Origin of the sequence: Bradyrhizobium oropedii (assembly GCF_020889685.1) — a bacterium.
GTDB classification, from domain to species: domain Bacteria; phylum Pseudomonadota; class Alphaproteobacteria; order Rhizobiales; family Xanthobacteraceae; genus Bradyrhizobium; species Bradyrhizobium oropedii.
In genome coordinates this window covers 1-20,780 of the sequence record NZ_JACMYO010000156.1, presented here as the reverse complement: position 1 = coordinate 20,780, position 20,780 = coordinate 1, and the positions used below count along the sequence as shown (strand labels likewise).

Annotated in this window: 18 protein-coding genes; 7 read left to right on the top strand and 11 right to left on the bottom strand. The window is 64.4% G+C overall.

Annotated elements, in window-relative coordinates; genetic code table 11:
- Window positions 1–103: 103 nt before the first annotated feature.
- From H8A95_RS32285 to H8A95_RS32260, 6 genes are all read right to left on the bottom strand, one after another.
- A complete protein-coding gene (locus H8A95_RS32285; protein WP_050418862.1) occupies window positions 104–583 on the bottom strand; it encodes a MaoC family dehydratase in 480 nt (159 codons plus the stop codon).
- A 14-nt stretch (window positions 584–597) separates the two neighbouring features.
- Window positions 598–2,322 carry an AMP-binding protein gene (locus H8A95_RS32280; protein WP_229186852.1) on the bottom strand — a complete coding sequence of 575 codons (1,725 nt, stop codon included), beginning with the start codon at window positions 2,320–2,322 and terminating at the stop codon, window positions 598–600.
- 151 nt (window positions 2,323–2,473) lie between these two features.
- Window positions 2,474–3,361 carry a 3-hydroxyisobutyrate dehydrogenase gene (gene mmsB / locus H8A95_RS32275; RefSeq protein WP_229186851.1) on the bottom strand — a complete coding sequence of 296 codons (888 nt, stop codon included), beginning with the start codon at window positions 3,359–3,361 and terminating at the stop codon, window positions 2,474–2,476.
- 25 nt (window positions 3,362–3,386) lie between these two features.
- Window positions 3,387–4,469, bottom strand: a complete 1,083-nt coding sequence (locus H8A95_RS32270) for an enoyl-CoA hydratase/isomerase family protein (protein ID WP_229186850.1) — start codon at window positions 4,467–4,469, stop codon at window positions 3,387–3,389.
- Window positions 4,466–5,611 (bottom strand): isobutyryl-CoA dehydrogenase, encoded by a 1,146-nt coding sequence (locus H8A95_RS32265; protein WP_229186849.1) that lies wholly within the window; start codon window positions 5,609–5,611, stop codon window positions 4,466–4,468. The genes H8A95_RS32270 and H8A95_RS32265 overlap by 4 nt, the downstream gene beginning before the upstream one ends.
- Window positions 5,612–5,730: 119 nt before the next feature.
- A complete protein-coding gene (locus H8A95_RS32260) occupies window positions 5,731–7,227 on the bottom strand; it encodes a CoA-acylating methylmalonate-semialdehyde dehydrogenase (protein ID WP_229186848.1) in 1,497 nt (498 codons plus the stop codon).
- Window positions 7,228–7,347: 120 nt separating this feature from the next.
- Between H8A95_RS32260 and H8A95_RS32255 the strand changes: the two genes are divergently transcribed.
- Both H8A95_RS32255 and H8A95_RS32250 read left to right on the top strand, forming a co-directional pair.
- The gene (locus H8A95_RS32255; RefSeq protein WP_229186847.1) at window positions 7,348–8,265 is read left to right on the top strand and encodes a LysR family transcriptional regulator; all 918 of its coding nucleotides are present in this window, start codon (window positions 7,348–7,350) and stop codon (window positions 8,263–8,265) included.
- A gap of 100 nt (window positions 8,266–8,365) precedes the next feature.
- On the top strand, window positions 8,366–8,860 hold the full coding sequence (locus H8A95_RS32250) for a ParB N-terminal domain-containing protein (protein ID WP_229186846.1): 495 nt from the start codon (window positions 8,366–8,368) through the stop codon (window positions 8,858–8,860).
- A gap of 153 nt (window positions 8,861–9,013) precedes the next feature.
- Here H8A95_RS32250 and H8A95_RS32245 read toward each other — a convergent pair whose 3' ends face one another.
- Both H8A95_RS32245 and H8A95_RS32240 read right to left on the bottom strand, forming a co-directional pair.
- Window positions 9,014–9,622 carry a TetR/AcrR family transcriptional regulator gene (locus H8A95_RS32245; RefSeq protein WP_229186845.1) on the bottom strand — a complete coding sequence of 203 codons (609 nt, stop codon included), beginning with the start codon at window positions 9,620–9,622 and terminating at the stop codon, window positions 9,014–9,016.
- Between the two features lie 60 nt (window positions 9,623–9,682).
- Window positions 9,683–10,222 (bottom strand): PaaI family thioesterase, encoded by a 540-nt coding sequence (locus H8A95_RS32240; RefSeq protein WP_229186844.1) that lies wholly within the window; start codon window positions 10,220–10,222, stop codon window positions 9,683–9,685.
- 132 nt (window positions 10,223–10,354) lie between these two features.
- Between H8A95_RS32240 and H8A95_RS32235 the strand changes: the two genes are divergently transcribed.
- Both H8A95_RS32235 and H8A95_RS32230 read left to right on the top strand, forming a co-directional pair.
- Window positions 10,355–11,125, top strand: coding sequence for an enoyl-CoA hydratase (locus tag H8A95_RS32235; protein ID WP_229186843.1), 771 nt, complete (start codon window positions 10,355–10,357; stop codon window positions 11,123–11,125).
- Window positions 11,126–11,446: 321 nt separating this feature from the next.
- Window positions 11,447–13,726 (top strand): FdhF/YdeP family oxidoreductase, encoded by a 2,280-nt coding sequence (locus H8A95_RS32230; RefSeq protein WP_229186842.1) that lies wholly within the window; start codon window positions 11,447–11,449, stop codon window positions 13,724–13,726.
- A 210-nt stretch (window positions 13,727–13,936) separates the two neighbouring features.
- Here the strand turns inward: H8A95_RS32230 and H8A95_RS32225 are convergent, their stop codons facing one another.
- On the bottom strand, window positions 13,937–15,523 hold the full coding sequence (locus H8A95_RS32225) for a hypothetical protein (RefSeq protein WP_229186841.1): 1,587 nt from the start codon (window positions 15,521–15,523) through the stop codon (window positions 13,937–13,939).
- Between the two features lie 234 nt (window positions 15,524–15,757).
- Entirely contained in the window at window positions 15,758–17,020 is a 1,263-nt protein-coding gene (locus H8A95_RS32220) for an MFS transporter (RefSeq protein WP_229186840.1), read from the bottom strand.
- A gap of 295 nt (window positions 17,021–17,315) precedes the next feature.
- Between H8A95_RS32220 and H8A95_RS32215 the strand changes: the two genes are divergently transcribed.
- Window positions 17,316–17,483, top strand: coding sequence for a hypothetical protein (locus H8A95_RS32215; RefSeq protein WP_229186839.1), 168 nt, complete (start codon window positions 17,316–17,318; stop codon window positions 17,481–17,483).
- Window positions 17,484–17,848: 365 nt separating this feature from the next.
- Here the strand turns inward: H8A95_RS32215 and H8A95_RS32210 are convergent, their stop codons facing one another.
- Window positions 17,849–19,264 (bottom strand): MFS transporter, encoded by a 1,416-nt coding sequence (locus H8A95_RS32210; protein ID WP_229186838.1) that lies wholly within the window; start codon window positions 19,262–19,264, stop codon window positions 17,849–17,851.
- A gap of 253 nt (window positions 19,265–19,517) precedes the next feature.
- Between H8A95_RS32210 and H8A95_RS32205 the strand changes: the two genes are divergently transcribed.
- Together H8A95_RS32205 and H8A95_RS32200 are read left to right on the top strand one after the other, a co-directional pair.
- Window positions 19,518–20,300 carry an ArsR/SmtB family transcription factor gene (locus tag H8A95_RS32205; protein ID WP_229186837.1) on the top strand — a complete coding sequence of 261 codons (783 nt, stop codon included), beginning with the start codon at window positions 19,518–19,520 and terminating at the stop codon, window positions 20,298–20,300.
- A 282-nt stretch (window positions 20,301–20,582) separates the two neighbouring features.
- Window positions 20,583–20,780, top strand: a 198-nt coding sequence (locus H8A95_RS32200; RefSeq protein WP_476727256.1) for a thiolase family protein, incomplete at its 3' end; no start/stop codon positions are given.

Here is a 20,780-nt window from a genome sequence, read left to right as displayed (position 1 = left end):
TGCTAGAGCCTTTTCCGTTCCGATTGAATCGGAACGGGGCTCCAGATTCTTGTTCGGAGCGTTTTCTTCACGCGAACCGGTGCCCGCTTCGCTGGAAAACGCTCTAGCTGAAATAGATCAGGCCGAGCCAGTCGGCGACCAGCGCGGGCTTGTCCTCGCCTTCGATCTCGACCGTGACGTTGGTGCGCGACAGCAGTTCCTTCGGCTTGCGCAGCGTGGCTTCCGCCAGCACGAAACGGCCGCGCACGCGCTTGCCCGAGCGCACCGGCGAGATGAAGCGCAGCTTGTCGAAGCCGTAATTGACGCCCATCGCAGTGCCCTCGAGCACCGGCATCACCTCGTAGGACATGATCGACAGCAGCGACATCGTGAGGAAGCCATGAGCGATCGTGGTACCGAACGCGGTCTCTTTCTTGGCACGCTCGGGATCGACATGGATGAACTGGTGATCCTCGATCACGTCGGCATAGGTGTCGATGCGGCCCTGATCCAGCAGGTGCCACGAGGACACACCGATCTCCTTGCCGACCATGCCCTGGTAGGTTTCCAGCGACACCGGCGGCTTCTTCCAGACTTCGTTCATTTGGCTAACCTCCGCTAACCGGAGGTCCGCACCTTCTGCAGCTCCGGAAATTCTTCCTCGCGGAACTCGGCTCCGCGCAACGCATCGCTTCTGACATCGTCATGTTCGAGCCGGCGCAACTGCACCCGACGGATTTTTCCAGAAATCGTCTTGGGCAGTTCGGTGACCAGCTCGATCTTGCGGATGCGTTTAAACGGTGCGAGCCGCGTGTGCAAATGTTTGAAGATCGACAGCGCCGTCTCCGGGCTGCGCTCGACACCGGAGACCAGCAGCACATAGGCCTTGGGAACTGCCAGCCGGATCGGATCCGGGCTCGGCACCACGGCCGCTTCCGCCACCGCATCATGCTCGAGCAGCACGCTTTCGAGCTCGAACGGCGAGATGCGGTAGTCGGAAGATTTGAACACGTCGTCGGTCCGGCCGACGAAGGTCAGATAGCCATCGTCATCAGTGAATACGACGTCGCCGCTGCGATAGATCTCGCCGTCGGTGCCGATCAGCCTGCCGTCGTCGCCCTGATAGCCCTGCATCAGGCCCGCCGGCCGGTCGGCGCCGAGCAACAGCGTCACCTCGCCCTCCTTCGCGGCATGGCCGTCATTGTCCGTGACCTGCACGCGATAGCCCGGCAGCGGCCGGCCCATCGAGCCGACCTTCACCTTCTGCCCCGGCGAGTTGCCGACCAGCGCCGTGGTCTCGGTCTGGCCGTAGCCGTCGCGGATGGTCAGGCCCCAGGCCGATTTGACCTGGTCGATGATTTCAGGGTTGAGCGGCTCGCCGGCGCCGCAGACTTCACGCAGCGAGACCTTGAAGCTCGCGAGGTCTTCCTGAATGAACATCCGCCACACCGTCGGCGGCGCGCACAGTGTGGTGACGCCGCAGCGACCGATGATCGAGAGCAGCCCCTTCGCCTCAAAACGTGGCTGGTTGGCGATGAAGATCGTTGCGCCGGCATTCCACGGCGCAAAGAAACAGCTCCAGGCATGCTTGGCCCAGCCGGGCGAAGAGATGTTGAGATGGATGTCGCCGGGTTGCAGGCCGATCCAGTACATGGTCGAGAGATGGCCGACCGGGTAGCTGCGCTGGCTGTGCCGCACCAGCTTCGGCTTTGCCGTGGTCCCCGAGGTGAAATAGAGCAGCATCGGATCGTCGGCCTTGGTCGGGCCGTCAGGTGTGAAAGCCTCCGACGCCTTCGCGGCATCCTCGAACGGCAGCCAGCCGTCCTGCGCCTGCGCAGCGCCGACCACGATGCGGACCAGTTGGTCACTGCCGAGCCCTGCGAACTTCGCGACCTGATCCTGCGTGGCGACCACCGCCTTCGCCTTGCCGCGATCGAGCCGGTCGCGGAGTTCATCCGCGGTCAAGAGCGTGGTCGCGGGGATCACGACGACGCCAAGCTTCATCGCCGCCAGCATGGTCTCCCACAGCGGCACGACATTGCCGAGCAGCAGCAACAGATGATCGCCGCGCTTCAGCCCCTGCCCGCGCAGGAAATTTGCCACTCGATTGGAGCGGCGCGACAGCTCGGCGAAGGAGAGTTTCGTCTCATTGCCGCTCGCGGCATCGACGATCCACAGCGCAGGCCTGTCGCGGCTGTCGGCTTTGTGCGCCAGCTCGGCGTCGAACCAGTCCAGCGCCCAGTTGAACGGCACCGGATCCGGCCAGCGAAATCCCTTCACCGCAGCGTCGTAGTCGGTGCGGTGCTTGAGCAGAAAGGCGCGTGCGTCCTGAAATGTGGTCATCCGGCTTCACCACGTGTTCTAGCGTCATCCTGAGGAGCCGCGCAGCGGCGTCTCGAAGGATGGGCCACAGGCACCGCATCCTTCTAGGCTCGCTGGCGCTCGCACCTCCAGCGATAACGCTGCGCGTTTCGCGGGGATGACGCAACCAACATTACTTCCCAGCGAGGCTGCGAACGTGCTGGATAATTCCGGAAAAGTCGACCCCGCCATGGCCCGACGCGTCGAAGGTCTTATAGAGCTCCTGCGCGTGCTTGCCGAGCGGCGTCACCGCACCGGCGGCATTGGCGGCGTCCTGCGCCAGCGTCAGGTCCTTCACCATCAGGTTGGAGGCGAAACCCGGCTTGTAGTCGTTGTTGGCCGGCGACGTCGGCACCGGCCCGGGAACCGGGCAATAAGTGGTGAGCGACCAGCACTGGCCCGACGAGGTCGAGGCGACGTCGAACAGCGCCTGGTGCGACAGGCCGAGCTTTTCGGCCAGCACGAAGGCTTCGCCGACCGCGATCATGGAAATGCCGAGGATCATGTTGTTGCAGATCTTGGCCGCCTGTCCCGCGCCGCCGGCGCCGCAATGCACGATCTTCTTGCCCATGTTGGCCAGCATCGGCTGGGCCGCCGCAAACGCCTTCGCCTCACCGCCGCACATGAAAGTCAGCGTCGCGCCCTTGGCGCCGCCGGTGCCGCCGGAGACCGGCGCGTCGACTGACGCCATGCCATGCGTGGCCGCAAGCGCGTGCGCCTGCTTGGCGCTTTCGACGTCGATGGTCGAGCAGTCGATGATCAGCGCGCCCCTGCCCATCGCCGGGAGCACTTCGCTCCAGACGCCGAGCACATGCTTGCCGGCCGGCAGCATGGTGATGACCGCGTCGGCGCCCTTCACCGCACTGACGCTGCTCTCGGCGATCGCGGCACCGTCGCTTTTGGCCTGATCGCGAGATGCCGCGACCAGATCGAACGCGGTCACCTTGTGGCCGGCCTTGACCAGATTGGCCGCCATCGGCCCGCCCATATTGCCGAGCCCGATGAATGCGACGTTTGCCATGGGAAGTCCTCCGCTTGCGACGTTTCTATTTGCCGTCAGGAAATTTCAATTCATCGGCCCCGATCTCGGCGAAGTAAGGCGCCAGCATTTCGGGCGTCACGTCTTCGATCCGGCTCGGCTGCCACTTCGGATTGCGGTCCTTGTCGATCACGGCGGCGCGCACACCCTCGCGGAAATCGTCGCTGGCGAACACCTCTAGCGCTGCGCGATATTCCCGCACCAAGCACTCTTCCAACGTCTCGGTCGCCCGCGCCAGCCGCAGCAGCTTCAGCGTCACCACCATGCCGCGCGGCGATTTCTCATCGAGCGTCTTCAGCGTGGCCTGCGCGAACTCCGAGCCGTCGCGCTTAAGCGCAGCGACGATGTCTTCCATTCGGTCGAAGCCGAACAGGGCGTTGATCGTCGGCCGCTCCCCCGCCAAGGGAACCCCGGCATGAGCCACCGCAAAGCCGTTGATAACGTTGGTGACGTCGACAGCGGTCGCTCCCCGACGCACTCTTGTCAGCGCCTCTCGTAGCTCCGGCAAGTCGGTCGCTGGGACTATGGTATCAGCGAACCTGGCATGGATCGCGTCCATACAGCTCATGGGCTGACCAGTAAGACCAAAGTAAGTCCCGATTTCGCCCGGCGAGCGCGACAACAGATAGGTGCCGCCGACATCGGGGAAGAAGCCGAGCCCGACCTCGGGCATCGCGAGTTTGGTTCGCTCGGTCACCACCCGGTGGCTGCTGTGCGCCGACAGCCCGACGCCGCCGCCCATCACGATGCCGTCCATGAAGGCGACATAGGGTTTCGGGAATTTCTTGATCCGCGCGTTGAGAATGTACTCGTCACGCCACAGGATCTTGCCGAGATCGCCCTTGACCTTGGAGCTTTCCCAGAGCGCGCGGATGTCGCCACCGGCGCACAGGCCACGCTCGCCGGCCCCCTCCAGCACGATGACCGCGACATCAGGATCGGCTTCGAACACGTCGAGCGCCTTGTCGATGTCGTGGAACATCTCCAGCGTCACGGCATTGATCGCCTTCGGCCGGTTGAGCCGGATGATGCCGGCCGCCCCTTCCTTGCGCGCGATCAGGTCGCCTTCGGCAGCGGCCGCATCATTCATCGTGCGCCCTCGATCAACTTGCGCGACACGATCAGCCGCATGATTTCATTGGTGCCTTCGAGGATCTGGTGCACGCGCAGATCGCGCACGATCTTCTCGACGCCGTATTCGCTGAGATAGCCGTAGCCGCCGTGCAGTTGCAGCGCCTGGTTGGCGACCTCGAAGCCGACATCGGTACCGAACCGCTTGGCCATGGCGCACAGCATCGAGGCGTCCGCATCCTTGCGGTCGAGCGCCGCGGCGGCGCGCCACAGGAAGGTGCGTGCGGCTTCGAGCTCCGTCGCCATGTCGGCGATCTTGAACTGCAACGCCTGGAATTCGTCGAGCCGTTTGCCGAAGGCCTTGCGGTCCTTCATATAGGCCAGCGCCTTGTCGAGCGCCGTCTGCGCGCCGCCGAGCGAGCACGCCGCGATGTTGAGCCGGCCGCCGTCGAGGCCGGCCATCGCGATCTTGAAGCCGATACCCTCCTCGCCGAGCCGGTTTGCGACCGGCACGCGCGCGTTCTCGAACACGACAGCGCGGGTCGGCTGCGCATTCCAGCCCATCTTGCGCTCATTGGCGCCGAACGACACGCCCGGCGTCTTGCCGTCGATCACGACCGTCGAGACGCCACTAGGGCCTTCGCCTCCGGTGCGCACCATCGCGACCAGGAGATCGGTGCTGCCGGCACCCGAGATGAACTGCTTCTGGCCGTTAAGCACATAATGATCGCCGTCGCGCACCGCACGGGTGCGAAGCGCGGCAGCGTCGGAGCCGGCGCCCGGTTCGGTCAGGCAGTAGCTGGCGATCAGCTCCATGGTGCAGAGCTTCGGCAGCCATTTGTGGCGCTGGGCGTCGTTGCCATAGGCATCGATCATCCAGGACGCCATGTTGTGGATCGAGATGAAGGCCGACGTGGTCGGGCAGCCCGTCGCCAGAGCCTCGAAGATCAACGCCGCGTCGAACCGCGTCATCGCCGAGCCGCCGACATCATCCTTGATATAGATGCCGCCGATGCCGAGGCCGGCGGCCTCGCGCATCACGTCGACCGGAAAGTGCTTCTTCTCGTCCCATTCGAGCGCGTGCGGCGCGATCCTCGAAGCCGCAAACGCCCGCGCCATGTCGCGAACCGCGATCTGGTCCTCGTTGAGAGCGAACTGCATTCTGGCTGCTCATTGTTGTCGTCATTGCGAGGAGCGAAGCGACGAAGCAATCCATTCTTCCAGGTCGGGGATAGATGGATTGCTTCGCTGCGCTCGCAATGACGGCCTAGGCTACACCATCACTTCATCGTCGGGATCGAGAACTCCGCACCGTCCTTGACGCCGGACGGCCAGCGCGAGGTCACCGTCTTGGTCTTGGTGTAGAAGCGGATCGAGTCCGGACCGTGCTGGTTGAGATCGCCGAAGCCTGACTTCTTCCAGCCGCCGAAGGTGTAGTACGCGATCGGCACCGGGATCGGCACGTTGATGCCGACCATGCCGACATTGACCTTGGCCGCGAAGTCGCGCGCCGCGTCACCGTCGCGGGTGAAGATCGCGACACCGTTGCCGTAATCATGGTCGGACGGCAGCGCGAGCGCCTCGTGGTAGTCGTGGGCGCGCACCACCGAGAGCACCGGGCCGAAGATCTCTTCCTTGTAGATCCGCATGTCCTTGGTGACGTTGTCGAACAACGAACCACCGAGATAGAAGCCCTTCTCGTACCCCTGCATCTTGAAGCCACGGCCGTCGACGGCGAGCTTGGCGCCTTCCTTGATGCCGATGTCGATGTAGCTCTTGACCTTCTCGACCGCCTCGCGGGTCACCAGCGGGCCGTAATCGGCCGACGGATCGACCGAGGTACCGATCTTGAGCGACTCGACGCGCGGGATCAGCTTTTCCATCAGGCGATCGGCGGTGGTCTTGCCGACCGGCACCGCAACCGACACCGCCATGCAGCGCTCGCCGGCCGAGCCGTAGCCCGCGCCGATCAGCGCGTCGACGGTCTGGTCCATGTCGGCGTCGGGCATGATGATGGCGTGGTTCTTGGCGCCGCCGAAGCACTGGCAGCGCTTGCCGGTCTGCGCGGCGCGTTCATAGATATACTGTGCAATGGGCGTCGAGCCGACGAAGCCGATCGCCTTGATATCGGGGTCGTCGAGGATGGCGTCGACCGCTTCCTTGTCGCCGTTGACGACGTTGAGGATGCCGGCCGGAAGCCCTGCCTCGATCATCAGCTGGGCCAGCGCCATCGGTACGCCGGGATCGCGCTCGGACGGCTTCAGGATGAAGGCGTTGCCGCAGGCGATCGCGGGCGCGAACTTCCACATCGGGATCATCGCCGGGAAGTTGAACGGCGTGATGCCGGCGACCACTCCGAGCGGCTGACGCATCGAATAGATGTCGATGCCGGGGCCGGCGCCCTCGGTGTACTCGCCCTTCATCAGATGCGGGATGCCGCAGGCGAACTCGGCGACTTCGAGGCCGCGCTGGATGTCGCCCTTGGCATCGGGAACCGTCTTGCCGTGCTCACGCGCCAGCAGCTCGGCGAGCTTGTCGTAGTCGCGCTGCACCAGCTCGACGAACTTCATCATGACGCGGGCGCGGCGCTGCGGGTTGGTCGCGGCCCATTCCGGCTGCGCGGCCTTGGCGTTCTCGACCGCGGCGCGGAGCTCGGCCTTGGAGGCCAGCGCCACCTTGCCCTGAACCTCGCCGGTCATCGGCTCGAAGACATCAGCCGTACGGCCCGACGTGCCCTTGACCTCCTTGCCACCGATGAAATGTCCGATTGAGCGCATGGATAAACCTCCCTGAAGGACCTGAATCACCAGCCGGCCGGCGGGATCACTTTACAAACCCTATTGACCCTGCATTTTATAGGATTCAAGTCCGATAAATTGCACCATAGATGTGCGGAAATGCTGGATCAAGGCGGCGGCACAATCGACTGGGATGACTTCCGCTTCGTGCTTGCCATCGTGCGCGGCGGGTCGGTTTCGGCTGCCGCCAAGCAGCTCGGCGTTGATCATGCCACAGTGATCCGGCGTGTCGACCGGCTGGAAGGCCACCTCTCCGCAAAACTGTTTGATCGCCGCAAGACCGGCTATCTGCTGACCGAGGCCGGCCAGCGTGTCGCCGACAGCGCGGAAGCGATGGAATCCACCATCGTCGCCAACCAGGAGGCGGTCGGCGGCTCGCGCGCGCATCTCACCGGCACGGTGCGGATCGGCGCGCCCGACGGCTTCGGCAGCCACTTTTTGGCCTCGCGGCTGGTCAAGTTCACCGAGCGGTACCCCGATCTCGATCTGCAACTTGTCGCCACCGCGCGGCTGTTCTCGCTCTCCAAGCGCGAGGCCGACATCGCGATCAGCCTGACCATGCCGAAGGAAGGCCGCATCGTCGGCCGCAAGCTGCTCGACTACACGCTCGGGCTTTATGCCGCACCCCGCTATCTCGCGCAGGCGCCGACCATTGCCGCCCGCGCCGACCTGCCCCGGCACCGCTTCGTCGGCTACATCGAGGAGCTCTTGTTCACGCCGGAGCTCGACTACCTGCCGCAGGTCTCGCCGAAGATCTCGGCGAAGTTCCGCAGCGCCAATCTGATCGCGCAGCTCAACGCCACCATCGCCGGCTTCGGCATCGCCGTGCTGCCGCACTTCATGGCGACCGCCCACCCCGAGTTGCAGCCGGTGTTGCGGGACGAGGTGCGGATCTCGCGCACGTTCTGGCTGCTGATGCACGCCGACAGCAAGGACCTCGCCCGCATCCGCGCGGTGGCCGACTACATTTACGAGACCGTGGAAGCCGAGCGCACGCTGTTCAGCGGGCCGGCCTGACCAGCGCGACCCGTCGAGCAGAGCTTGAGAAATGCCTTGGCGGCACGGAGCTTCATCCTTAAACCGTATTTTGGACGGATCCAGAGGAGGGAGTAACACTGTGCCCGACCCGGAAAGTCTTGCAATCGACCAGATTTACGTTCCCGTTAAGAAGAGGAAAACCCTCAGGCCTGAGCTGGTTCAAGAAATCGCGGCGAGTATTCTGGAGGTTGGGCAACAGATGCCCATTCTCGTTCGGCCTGATGATGGCCGGCTCGTTTTGCTCGAGGGATTACATCGGCTCGAGGCCTGCAAGGCGCTCGGCGAGACGACTATTCTCGGAGTCCGGGGTTCAGCAGAGACTGCTCACCACAAGGCGCTGTTGTCCGACGGAGCTGAAGCCGAGGCAGAGCGGGACAAGATGGCGCGACTGAAGAAGCTGCGCCTCGAAAAGGAAGCTTCCGCGACGGCGGCCAAGGAAACTGCATCAGCCGAGCTTCGGTCACCTCGTTCCGGCACGAGCATCAGACGAGGGTCGTCGGGCGATCCACCGTCAAAAACACGGACGCTGTCGGAATGGCTCACGCAACAAAAGCGCGATGGTGGTCGTTATTGATTGCCAGCTCGGCCACCAAAGCAGGAAGAAGCATGCGGTGGGCCATCATTCGGAAAGCCCAGCAGGGCTGAAGTCTTCCAAGGGGCGCCCCGTGTCTTCGTTGCGGACGAAACCTCCATTCAGACCATCAGCGGGCTCGTCGCAGGAACTGCCCTAGTTCGCTCTGGCACGCGGCTTCTTCGCCGCTGTCGCGCGGCCGAGCACCGCCTCACGCCCGGCCGACAGGATCTCATCGGACATTTCGCCATTGCCCGCGATCCGCGACATCACGATGGTGCCCATCATGGTCGCGAGCGCGGCCATCGCCTGCTTGCGCGCGGCCTTGCGCGGCAGGTCCGGGATCTGGTCGGCCATCATGTCGATCATCTGGTCGAGCTTGAGGGCAAACGCCTTGCGGGTCTTCGGGCTCTCGCGGGCGATCTCGGCACCGAGCGCCGGCACCGCGCAGCCCTGGCCCGGGTCGTCGCGATGCACCGCCGAAAGATAGCCGTCGACCATGGTCGCAAGCCGCTTCTCCGGCGGCACCTCCGCCGTGACCTTGCGCCAGCGCTCGTTGGCGCGATCCATGGCGTAGTTGAAGGCCTCGATCACCAGCGCCTCGCGCGAATCGAAATGTGCGTAGAAGCCGCCATGGGTCAGGCCGGCGTCCTTCATCAGGTCGGCGACGCCGATGCCATGGGCGCCCTTCTCGCGCAGCCGCGTCGCGGCCTTCTTCACGATCCGCGCGTGGGTCTCCTGCTTGTGTTCTTTCGAATAGCGCATGCCGCTCTCATGGAATGTTTCTAATCATATAATAGCAGATTTGCGCCGGGAATGCTGCAGTTATTTCGCTTTCGGTTCCCCTCCGAGCATCGAAAATGTCGCAGTCGCGTGCACTGCAAGATTGCCCCTTCCGTCGCGGACGAAGCCCTCGGTGTAGCTGGTCTGCCGGCCGAGCTTGATCACCTTGCCCTCGGCCGAGATGGTTCCGGAGCGCGCCGACAGCGGGCGCAGATAGGTCAGCTTGAGGTCCAGGGTCACCGAGGTCTGCCCCGCCGGCAGCATGGTCGAGATCGCACAGCCCATCGCGGTATCGAGCAACGCCGCCGCGGTCGCGCCGTGCAGCAGGCCGATGGTGTTCTCGAGGCTCTCATGCGGCTCGAGTTCCATGACGATGCGCCCCTCCTCGACCACGGCGACGCGAAAACCGATCAGCTTGGCCATCGGCGGCGGCGGCAACCGGCCGTCGCGGATCGCGCGCATCGCCTCGATGCCGGACATCGGCAGCGCCGCCTTGGCGACCGGCCCGGGCGCCTGCCATTCCACCACGCGTACGCGCTTCAGATCGGGCGAATGAAGATCGGTGGTCTCGGCGGCGGTCATGACGGCTCCATTTATATGATGAAGATAATTCTATCTATCCGCGCCGTGCGGCGCAACTGTCGCACCGTGCTTGACAGAGACGTGCTTTGTCCGGGACATGGCGCGATCAATTCCTGCGCCGGGACTTTTTCCATGGACATGCTCAATCCCCACTGCGGCATCGACCGCGACGAAAGAGGCGTCGTCCGCCTCACGATCTGCAACGCCGGCAAGCTGAACATCGTCAGTTCCGCCGTGACCAACGGCGTGCGCGAAGGCCTTGAACATCTGGCTGCCGACCGCACCATCCGCGCGGTGATCCTCGCCGGCGAAAGCGAGCGCAGCATGATCGGCGGCGCCGACATCAAGGAGATGGCGACGCTCGACCAGAAATCCGCCGAAGCATTCATCAGCCGCCTGCGCGATCTCTGCGAGGCCGTGCGCAAATTCCCGGCGCCGGTGATTGCCCGCCTGCCCGGCTGGTGCCTCGGCGGCGGCCTCGAGGTCGCCGCCGCCTGCGACGTCCGCGTCGCCGCGCATGATGCGATGTTCGGCATGCCCGAGGTGCGCGTCGGCATCCCCTCAGTTATCCATGCCGCGCTGCTGCCGCGCCTGATCGGCTGGGGCCGTGCCCGCTGGCTGATGATGACCGCGGAAAACATCGACGCCCAAACCGCGCTCGCCTGGGGCCTGGTCGACACCGTGGCAAAACCCGGCGGCCTGGACGAGGCCGTCGAGCACACCGTGAAGGCGCTCTTGGAATGCGGCCCCGAAGCGCTGCGCATCCAGAAGGACCTGCTGCGTCAGTGGGAAGAACTGCCGCTGACGGAGTCGGTCAACCTCAGCGTCGGCGTGTTCGGACAATCGTTCCAGACCGGCGAACCGCAGCGCCTGCTGCAGGGGTTCCTGGATCGGAAGCGGTAGCCGCAGAAGCCTGTAGCCCGGATGGAGCGCAGCGAAATCCGGGGTGCGTCATCCGCGGAACGAGTTGTCCCGGATTACGCGGAACCTGTGATCGGGTGCGCGTTCGCGCGACCTGTTGGCCCATCCGGGCTACGCACATTTGACGGACAGTTGACCGCGAACGCGAGCCGACTAGTCTAGGGTCCATCACGAGCGAGGTGTTCCAGATCGAGAACGTCGATCACAACCCACAGCTCTCGCGAACTGCCGCGCACGCGGCCAACAAAACAATCAATTCGGGACCAACGCACGGGGCACACTTCAACAGTTGCAGGAGGACATATGGTCCAGAAGCGCGACGTTCCCGGTATCCGACCCTATGATGCTCCGGCCGGCGGCTGGGGCGCCCTCAAGGCCACCGCGATCGCGGTGCGCGACCAGATGGATCTGGTCGAGGCGCCGATCACGCTGCTCCGCACCAACAAGCCCGACGGCTTCGATTGTCCGGGCTGCGCCTGGCCGGACAAGGAGCACACCTCCACCTTCCAGTTCTGCGAGAACGGCGCCAAGGCCGTGACCTGGGAGGCGACCAGCAAGCGCGTCACCGGCGAATTCTTTGCCTGCCACACCGTCACCGAATTGCTCGGCTGGACCGACTTCCATCTCGAGAACGAGGGCCGCCTGACCGAACCCCTCGCCTATGACGCCGCGAGCGATACCTACCAGCCGATCACATGGGATAACGCCTTCGCGCGGATCGGCGAAACGCTCCGCAGCCTGCCCAATCCAGACATGGCCGAGTTCTATACCTCCGGCCGCGCCTCGAACGAGGCCGCCTTCCTGTTCCAGATCTTCGCGCGCGAATACGGCACCAACAATTTCCCCGACTGCTCGAACATGTGCCACGAGGCGACCAGCGTCGGGCTGCCGCAATCGATCGGCATCGGCAAGGGCACGGTATCGCTGGACGATTTCGACCATTGCGAGCTGATCATCGCGATGGGCCACAACCCCGGCACCAACCACCCGCGCATGATGGGCGCCTTGTGGGAGGTCTCGCGCCGCGGCGTGCCGATCATCGTGTTCAATCCGCTGCGCGAGCGCGCGCTGGAGCGCTTTGCCGATCCGCAGGATCCGATCGAGATGGCGACGCTGGGCTCGACCCGCATTGCCTCGACCTATTATCAGCCGAAGGTCGGCGCCGACGCCGCGGTGCTGAAGGGCGTCATGAAGGCGCTGATCGAGAAGGACGACGCGACGCACGACGTGCTCGACCATGCCTTCATCGCCGAGCACACCAACGGCTTTGCGGCGTTCGCCGCCGATCTGCGCGCGACGCCGTGGGACAAGATCGAGACCGTCTCCGGCTTCAGCCGCGCCCAGCTCGGCGAGGTCGCGGCCGCCTACGCCAAGTCCAACGCCACCATCGTCACCTACGGCATGGGCATCACCCAGCACATGCGCGGCACCGACAACGTCCAGCAGATCGCAAACCTGCTGCTGCTGAAGGGCAACTACGGCAAGCCCGGCGCCGGCATCTGCCCGCTGCGCGGCCACTCCAACGTGCAGGGCAACCGCACGGTCGGCATTACCGAGAAGCCCAACATCCCGATGTTCGAGGGCATCGAGCGTACCTTCGGCTTCAAGCCGCCGAGCCATCACGGCCACGACGCGGTCGCGGCGATGGAGGCGATCGACGACGGACGATCCAAAGTGCTGGTCTGCCTCGGCGGCAATTTTGCCATCGCGCTGCCCGATCCCGAGCGCTGCACCGCCGCCATGCGCAAGCTCGATCTCGCCGTCCATCTCGGCACCAAGCTCAACCGCTCGCATCTTCTGGTCGGCAAGCAGTCGATCATCCTGCCGGTGCTGGGCCGCACCGAGCGCGACATCCAGGCCTCCGGGCCGCAGGTCGTCACAGTCGAGGATTCGATGTCGATGGTGCACGCCTCGCGCGGCAAGCTGACCCCGGCCTCCGAAAATCTGCTCTCGGAATCGGCGATCGTTGCCGGCATGGCGATGGCAACCTTGCCGGCGAGCAAGGTGCCGTGGACCGATTTGATCGCCGATTACGACCGCATCCGGGACGCCATCGAGGGCGTTTTCCCCGACTTCAAGGATTACAACGCGCGGATCCGGATTCCCGGCGGCTTCCGCCTGCCGCTGCCGCCGACCGAGCGCAAATGGACCACGGCGTCCGGCAAGGCCGAATTCCTGATCTTCGACGGCCTCGAAGAGGACCCGGTGCTGTCGGACAAGTCAGTCCTCAAGCTCGCCACCATCCGCAGCCACGATCAGTACAACACCACGATCTATGGCTTGAACGACCGCTATCGCGGCGTGTTCGGACGCCGCGACGTGCTGTTCGCCAACGAGGCGGACTTGACCGCACGCGGCCTCGCCCATGGCGATCTGGTCGAGATCGAGACCGCGCTGCTCTCGGGCGAGCCGCGGCGCCTCACGCTGACCGCGATCGTCTACGACATCGCCCGCGGCTCGGTCGCCGCTTACTATCCGGAGGCGAACGGCCTCGTGCCGCTCGACTATCAGGACAAGGAAAGCGGCACGCCGTCGTACAAATCGGTGCCTGTCCACATCCGCCGCGCCGCCCAGGCGGTGTGAACGCAATCCTCTCGTAGCATCGATCTTTCGATCGCAGCAAAAAGAGTCGACGCGGATCGAGGCGTTCAACCTCGCTCCGCGTCCATGTCGGATTGCTGCGGCTTCAGCGTATTCCTGGAGCCCCGTTCCGATTGGATCGGAAAGGGCTCCAGACTTTTGTTTGACGCGTTTTCTTAGCGCGAACCGGTATCCACTTCGCTCGAAAACGCTCTAGTCTTCGGATTCGACGAAGGGCGGCCTGAAATAGCCGGCCTGGACGCCAAGCTGGAATCGGCCGATCGATCGGTAGTCAGCGAGATTGCTGCTCGGCTGCGGCGTGTTGTAGCCGGCGAACACGATCGTCACGGTCCGCTCGTCGGTCAACACCGCCTGCGGATCGTAGACCCGGCCGCTGAAGAAGTTCGTGGTGTAGCCCTTCCCCGGCGGCACGAACGGCGCGACCTGCGCGGCCGTCAGCCTGTCGGCGCCCTGGACGTTCACGAGCGGCGCGTTCAACGGATATGAGCGCGGGCCCGCTGGATCAACCACCGTATCCGTGGACAGGATCGGGCTGTCGAAGCCGTTGACCACGTGCCACTTCAGGAGATCGCCGGCGGCGCGAACCGGATTGTCGGTTTCGGCATAGCCGACGAAGTGGAAGCCGTCGGAATCGTTGTCCAAGCAATTTCCGGCGCCGAAGAACATGCCGAAGCGTCCGTCATGGATACGCAGGATGCTGCCGCTGCCGAGCCAGCGAATGCCGTTCAGCGCGATCGTGGTCTGGTCGTTGAGGCCAGTCGCCGCGCCGACGTCGGTAAAGTTCACGCCGTCCGAGGTCGTTGCGACACGGATCGTGATCACGTCGTGGTTGGTCTTCCTCGGCTTCTTGTTGACGAGGTTGGTCAGCGCAAAGGCCGGCGTCGCCGGGCACACCTGGGTTGCCGGGAAGTTCTTGTCGCCGGGGGTGAGATTCTTGGAGACGTAGACGACGGCCGTCTTCTCGCCCACGTGCACGGAGCCCAGGATGGCATCGGGGTCCGTCAGACCGGTGGTCGCGGTCACCGTGGCTTCGAGCTTGGGATAACCGCCGGACGCAAGCGGACTGACATATCCGAATTCCGGAAGTCCGAACAACGAGAAATCCTCCTCGCCGCGGTGAAGCGGATGGACCACGAGCTGATCGCTGTCGATGTGACCGTCGGCACGGTTGAGGTGATAGATCCGTTGCTTGCCCTTCACGGACAGCACGAAGGCGTGTCCGAGCCCGTTGTCGCCAGCGTTCGCGCTCGACGAGCCATATGCCGTCTTCACGCCATTGACGTTCACGTTCAGATTGTCCGGGTCGGTCGCATCCCACGGGCAGTATGAGTTGAGCGCCAGGGCCTTGCCCCTGAACTGCCAGGTCGCTCCCCAGTCCGTCGAAATCGCCGCGACCGTCGCCTCCTGCTCGTTTCGCGGGCGGTAGTCGAACAGGCCTTCGAGAACGGCCCCGCGCCGGCGAACGAACGGAAAGTAATAGGGCTGCATCACGCTCTTGCCGTGATTGATCGTGGTTTCTCCGCTCGCCGAGCAATAGTCAGCATAGGGCGTCCCGTAGAGGGCCGGATTGTAGGGCGGCGTGAGGCTGCCGGGCGGCACGATGCCGGACGCATCATGATGAAAATGTCGTCCGGACTGATGCAGCGTCCACGGCCCGTGCTCGATCACGGATTCCGTCAGGCTGTCGGGAACGAATGAGAATGTGGAGCCGGCATGGGCGGTCGATGCGGCCGCGAGCAAGACACCGGCGGCGGCAGTGCCAAAGAGCAAGCGCGTCATGGAGCTGAGCCTTTTCATCAGGGGGGCAATTCGATAGATCAAGGCAATGCGGAGGGCGCCCCGGAAATATCCGGAGCGTTGCAAGCCGGATCGACACCTAACACCGGCCTCCGACAGACATGTGACGGCTGGATGTCCTCCACAGCCAATCCGCGCGGGCTTCGCTGTTCGAGCCGCGAGCGGGCAAACCGCGTATCCACAGCTGCGGCCGCGGACGCGTCGCCGTGCCCGTCGTTACCTGGCGTTCGCCGGTGCGTGCACCGGCCAGAGATCGGCGCGCCAGTGCAGCGCGATCGCCAGCATCGCGATGAAGCCGGCGGCGGCGAGCAGCGTGCCGGTTGCGGTGTAGCCGATCAGGTCGATCAGGCTGCCGGCCGCGAGCAGGCCGAGCGGCAGGCCGTAGATCACCATCATGCGCACGCCCATCACCCGGCCGCGCAGATGCGCGCTGGCATTGCGCATCAGCATCACGGCCGCCGAGATCATCGACATGCTCTGCGCGATGCCGGCCAGCACCAGGCAGGCCATCGCCACCGGCATGGTCCTGAGTTCGACGAATACCAGCAGCATCGCATACCATGCGAGCGTCGCGCCGATCAGGAGCCGCGCGATGCGCACACCACCGGCCATGCTGAGCGTGATCGAGCCGATCAGCGAGCCGACCGCAAAACTCGCCGAAAGATAGCCGAGGCCGGTCTGGTCGGTGTGGAAGATGTCGCGCGCCACGAAAGGCAGCAAGCCGTTGGTGAGCGGAAACGCCGTGAGATTGGCGAGGAACGCGACGCAAAGCGCGGCGCGCATGCCCGGGCCGCTCCAGGCGTAAACAATGCCTTCCTTGAGGTCGCGCAGCAGCTTCGAGCCCGGCACATCGCCGGCCGCGAGATCGGCGGCGCTGTGCGACTTGGCCGGACGGCCCATGCAGAGCATCAGGATGGCGGCGACGAAGTAGAAGCAGGCGATCCCGACATAGACATAGCCGATGCCGAGCGCCGCGAACAATCCCGCCCCGGTCAATGCGCCGGCGATGCGTGCCGAGTCCTGCGTGGTACGCGCCAGGCTGATGGCGCCGACCAGTTGCTGGGGCGGCATGATGTCGGCGAGCAGCGCGCCGCGCACACCGAGATCCGACGGGCGGATCACCCCCATCAGCGCGACAATGATCATGACATTCAGCGGGGCGAGATGTCCGGTCAGCGCCAGCGTCATGATGGTCCCGGCGAGCGCCGTATAAGCAAAGCGCATGACGGCCAGCAGATCGCGATGTCCCATGCGATCGCCGATCATGCCGACGACAGGCGCGACCAGGGTGCCGACATATTGCAGCGAAGCCATCACGGTCAGCAGCAAGACCGAACCGGTCTCGACCATGATGTACCAGCCGAGCACCAGTGTCTCGACCTCGAACGCCCACGAGGTGAGCAGGTCGGACGGCCATTGAAAGCGATAGCTGCGGATGCGAAATGGTGCGAGCGCGGAGGTCCGCGTGGTCCCGCTCAAGACGCGATGACGCGTGTCACGGCGTGTCCTGCCCTTTTCTTGGTTCTTCTGGGTCTCGATTCCGGATGTTGATTCGGAGTCTTGATTCTCTTGGGAAAACGTCCTTGTTCCGGCAGGGTACCGCCGAGGCGGTCGGTGTCAATCGAAGCCGCCGCATGCGGCCATGCGTGACGGCATCAGCGGCAGCGTTGCTGCACCGCCCGCCCCGTCTCGTCCAGTGCCTGCCGCCGGCTATCCCCTCCGCCCACAGCAGGGATCGTGCTAGCATGCCCACTCCGAAACACCGGAGGACGACATGACAGCCTTCGAAGTTTTCGCGATCTATGTGACGCCCTTTGTGATCATCGGGATCGCAGTCAAGCTATTGATGAAGCGTTACGCCGTCGATCTGCCCGAGGTGCAGAAGCAGGCTGGCTCCGCGCCGAAGCGACGATTCTTGCTCGGCGCCTGGCGGAAGGACTAGGCCTCAGACTGTAGGATAGGTAGAGCGAAGCGAGTCCCATCGACTACGAAATCCAAAACGCGGGCGCGTCATGTCGCGAGAACGCGCAGTTGCGTCCTCATCCTCACCTGTCATCGCCCGGCTCGACCGGGCCATCGCCTACGCCGCGGCCTCTCGGCTCAAGCACAAGCGCCTCTGGAATACTGGATCACCCGCTTTCGCTGGTGATGACACCGCGTGGTGTAACTCGAATAGAGCACCATCCTCATGGTCGTCCCGGCCTGGTCAAAAACGCGAGCTTCAACGAGTCGCCACGACTCGTTGAAGCTCTTCGAACTGTTCGACGCCCGGGTCTGCGCCCCCCGGAGGTACCTGCCTGCCCCGCTTTATCGTCCCTCCTTTGTTCGGCCCTGCAAGATTGCGACCGCACCTGCGAGCAACACAGCGGCCGATATCGCGAGCGAGGCATGCGCGCCAATCATGAACGCGTTGTTACCTCCGACCAACGAGCCGAACAAGGCAACGCCAAGCACGCTGCCGGTCTGCCGCGTCGCGTTCAATACGCCCGCGGCGATGCCGGATCGCGATTTCTCGACACTGCCGAGCAGCGTCGAGGTCAGGGACGGCACGAGCAGGCCGAGCCCGCCCCCGAGCACCATGAGCTGAGCGCAGATCGCCCCGTAGCTCGTGCCTGAGGCCATATGCAGCAGCGCAACGCAGCCCGTTGCGGTGATCACACAAGCCAGCGCAATGGTTTGCGGTGCGCCGAGGCGCTCGCTGACCGAAGCGGCGACGAGGTTGGTGGGCAGCACCATGGCCATCATGGGCACGAAGGCGAGGCCCGTTGCGAACGGCGACCAGCCGTTGACGCTCTGGAAGTAGAGACTGAGCACGAAGATCAGGCCGTAGAAGGCGATGTTGAAGAGGAGCCCGACCAGGGCGGTCAGCGCGAACATGCGATGGCGGAACAGCGATAGCGGCAGCATCGGTTGCGGCGCGCGCGCCTCGCGCCATACGAACAGGATTCCGAGTACGGCCGCGCCCGCGAAGCCCGTCATGACGAGCGGATGGCTCCAGCCGAGGGCGCCGCCCTCGATCAGGGCGCCGGCCAGCGTGCCAAGGGTTGCAATCGCCGCGATCTGTCCCGGCAGATCGATCTCGCGCTGCACGAGCCGCGGCGTCTCCTCGGCATAACGCCAGGCGAGCCAGAGGCCGGCGGCGCCGATCGGCAGGTTGACGAGAAAGATCGCGCGCCAGCCGACCAACGCGATCAGCGCGCCGCCGACGAACGGCCCCGAAGTCAGTGCGACGCTCGCGCCTGCGGCCCAGAAGCCGACCGCCCGGCCCCGCGCCTTCGGATCGGTATACGCGTGATTGAGCAGCGTCAGCGAGTTCGGCACCAGGATCGCCGCCGCGAGGCCCTGCACGGAGCGCGCGGCGATCAGAACCGTCGCCGACGGGGCCAGTGCGCAGGCGAGCGAAGCCAACGTGAAGATTGCAAAGCCCCCTATGAAGATCCGTTTGGCGCCAACGCGGTCACCGAGTGCGCCGGCGGTCAGAATGAAGGCGGCGAACGCGATGGTATAGGCGGTCACCACCCATTGCAGCTCGGCGACGCTGCCGCCGAGCGAGGTGCCGATACTGCTGAGCGCGGTATTGACGATGGTGATATCGAGCTGCACCACGCCAAGGCCGAGGCTCGTGGCGGCAAGCGCCAGCGCCATCGCGAGAGGCGAACGGGATGACGTGTCGTCGAAGCGGGCTGGTTCCGGCTGCCTGGTGTTGAGGGAAGTTGTTTGCATTGATCACACTCAGTTGTCTGTGAGAGTTTGACGGCTCAGATGAGGCCCGGCTTGCGATGATCATTCGATGCCAATCGAATATTCGGAGCCGCGGGGATGATATCTTTCGCCCATCGCGGCACTTGCTTTCGCCGGGCTTATTGGTGTCCAGGCAACCCTATGTCCGGTGATCGAACCGGTCTCGTGGAACCACTACCGTCTTGGCCGAAGTGTTTGTGTTTGGCACCACGTCCGCGTCGGCGTAGGAAAAAACATGGATCCGGGACCCAAAATCGCCCAAGTCGCGGCACTCGTCGGCGATCCGGCGCGCGCCAACATGCTCAGCGCGCTGATGGACGGCCGAACGTTGACCGCCACGGAGCTCGCCTATGTGGCTGGCGTGGCGCCGCAGACAGCGAGTGGCCATCTTGCGAAACTCGGCGACGCCGGATTGCTCGCGCTCGAAAAACAGGGCCGACGACGATATTTCCGCCTGGCCTCTCCGCTCGTCGCGCGCATGCTGGAGGGTCTCATGGTCGTTGCACAGGAAGGCCCCGCCCGGCAGCGCAATCTCTGGCGCGGCGGAGAGACGCTTCGACACGCGCGCACGTGCTATGACCACATGGCCGGCCGCATCGCCGTCGCAATCGCCGACCGGATGGTCCAACAGTCGTTTGTTCTGCTCGATGAGGATGGCGGACAGCTGACCGATGCCGGTCGGTCATTCTTCGATGAGTTGGGCGTTGATCTTCGCCTCGCCTCCAAGCGCCGGGTGTTCTGTCGCCCTTGTCTCGACTGGAGCGAACGCCGGCCGCATCTGGCCGGGGCGGTCGGCGCTGCCATTCTTCATCACGCTCTTGAGCATGATTGGGTCGAGCATGTCCGGGATAGCCGCGCGCTCGTCGTGACTCCTGTTGGCGTTAGAGAGCTCGCCACAACGTTCGGCATCGAAGGCACACCCCCGAAGGATGGACGCGAAGAGCAGGTTCCATCACCGTCCCGCGGACGGGTATCCGACCGAATCCGTTTTTCGCAATGGGGGGCGCACCGTCAGTGAGTACGTCATGCGCTTCCGTGGCATCAGCCGGACAGGACCCGCGCGGCGATGTCAAATCTCAATTGTTGCGCGACGTTGGGTCCACAACCTCGTTCAAAATGAAATGCGGTGGTTGTGGGTCCCGGCCTTGGGGACGACAACGGGTTTGGGTGAGACCTCACACCACGCTCTCAGCTCATGCGAACACGACATTTTGTCATGACCGGCGGAGTTGCATTTTTTGCGCTGCATCATATGATGGATATAATTCAATCAGATTCCAGCATTGAACGGAGTTCCGCCATGGCATCCAGCGCCGATCCCGTCGTCATCCTTTCCGCCGCCCGCACCCCGCTCGGCCGCTTCATGGGCGAACTCACGCCGCTCGCGGCGCACAAGCTCGGCTCACACGTGATCGGCGCGGCGCTGGAGCGCGCAAAACTCGCGCCTGAGCGCATCGACGAGGTGTTCATGGGCAACGTGCTGCCCGCCGGCCAGGGC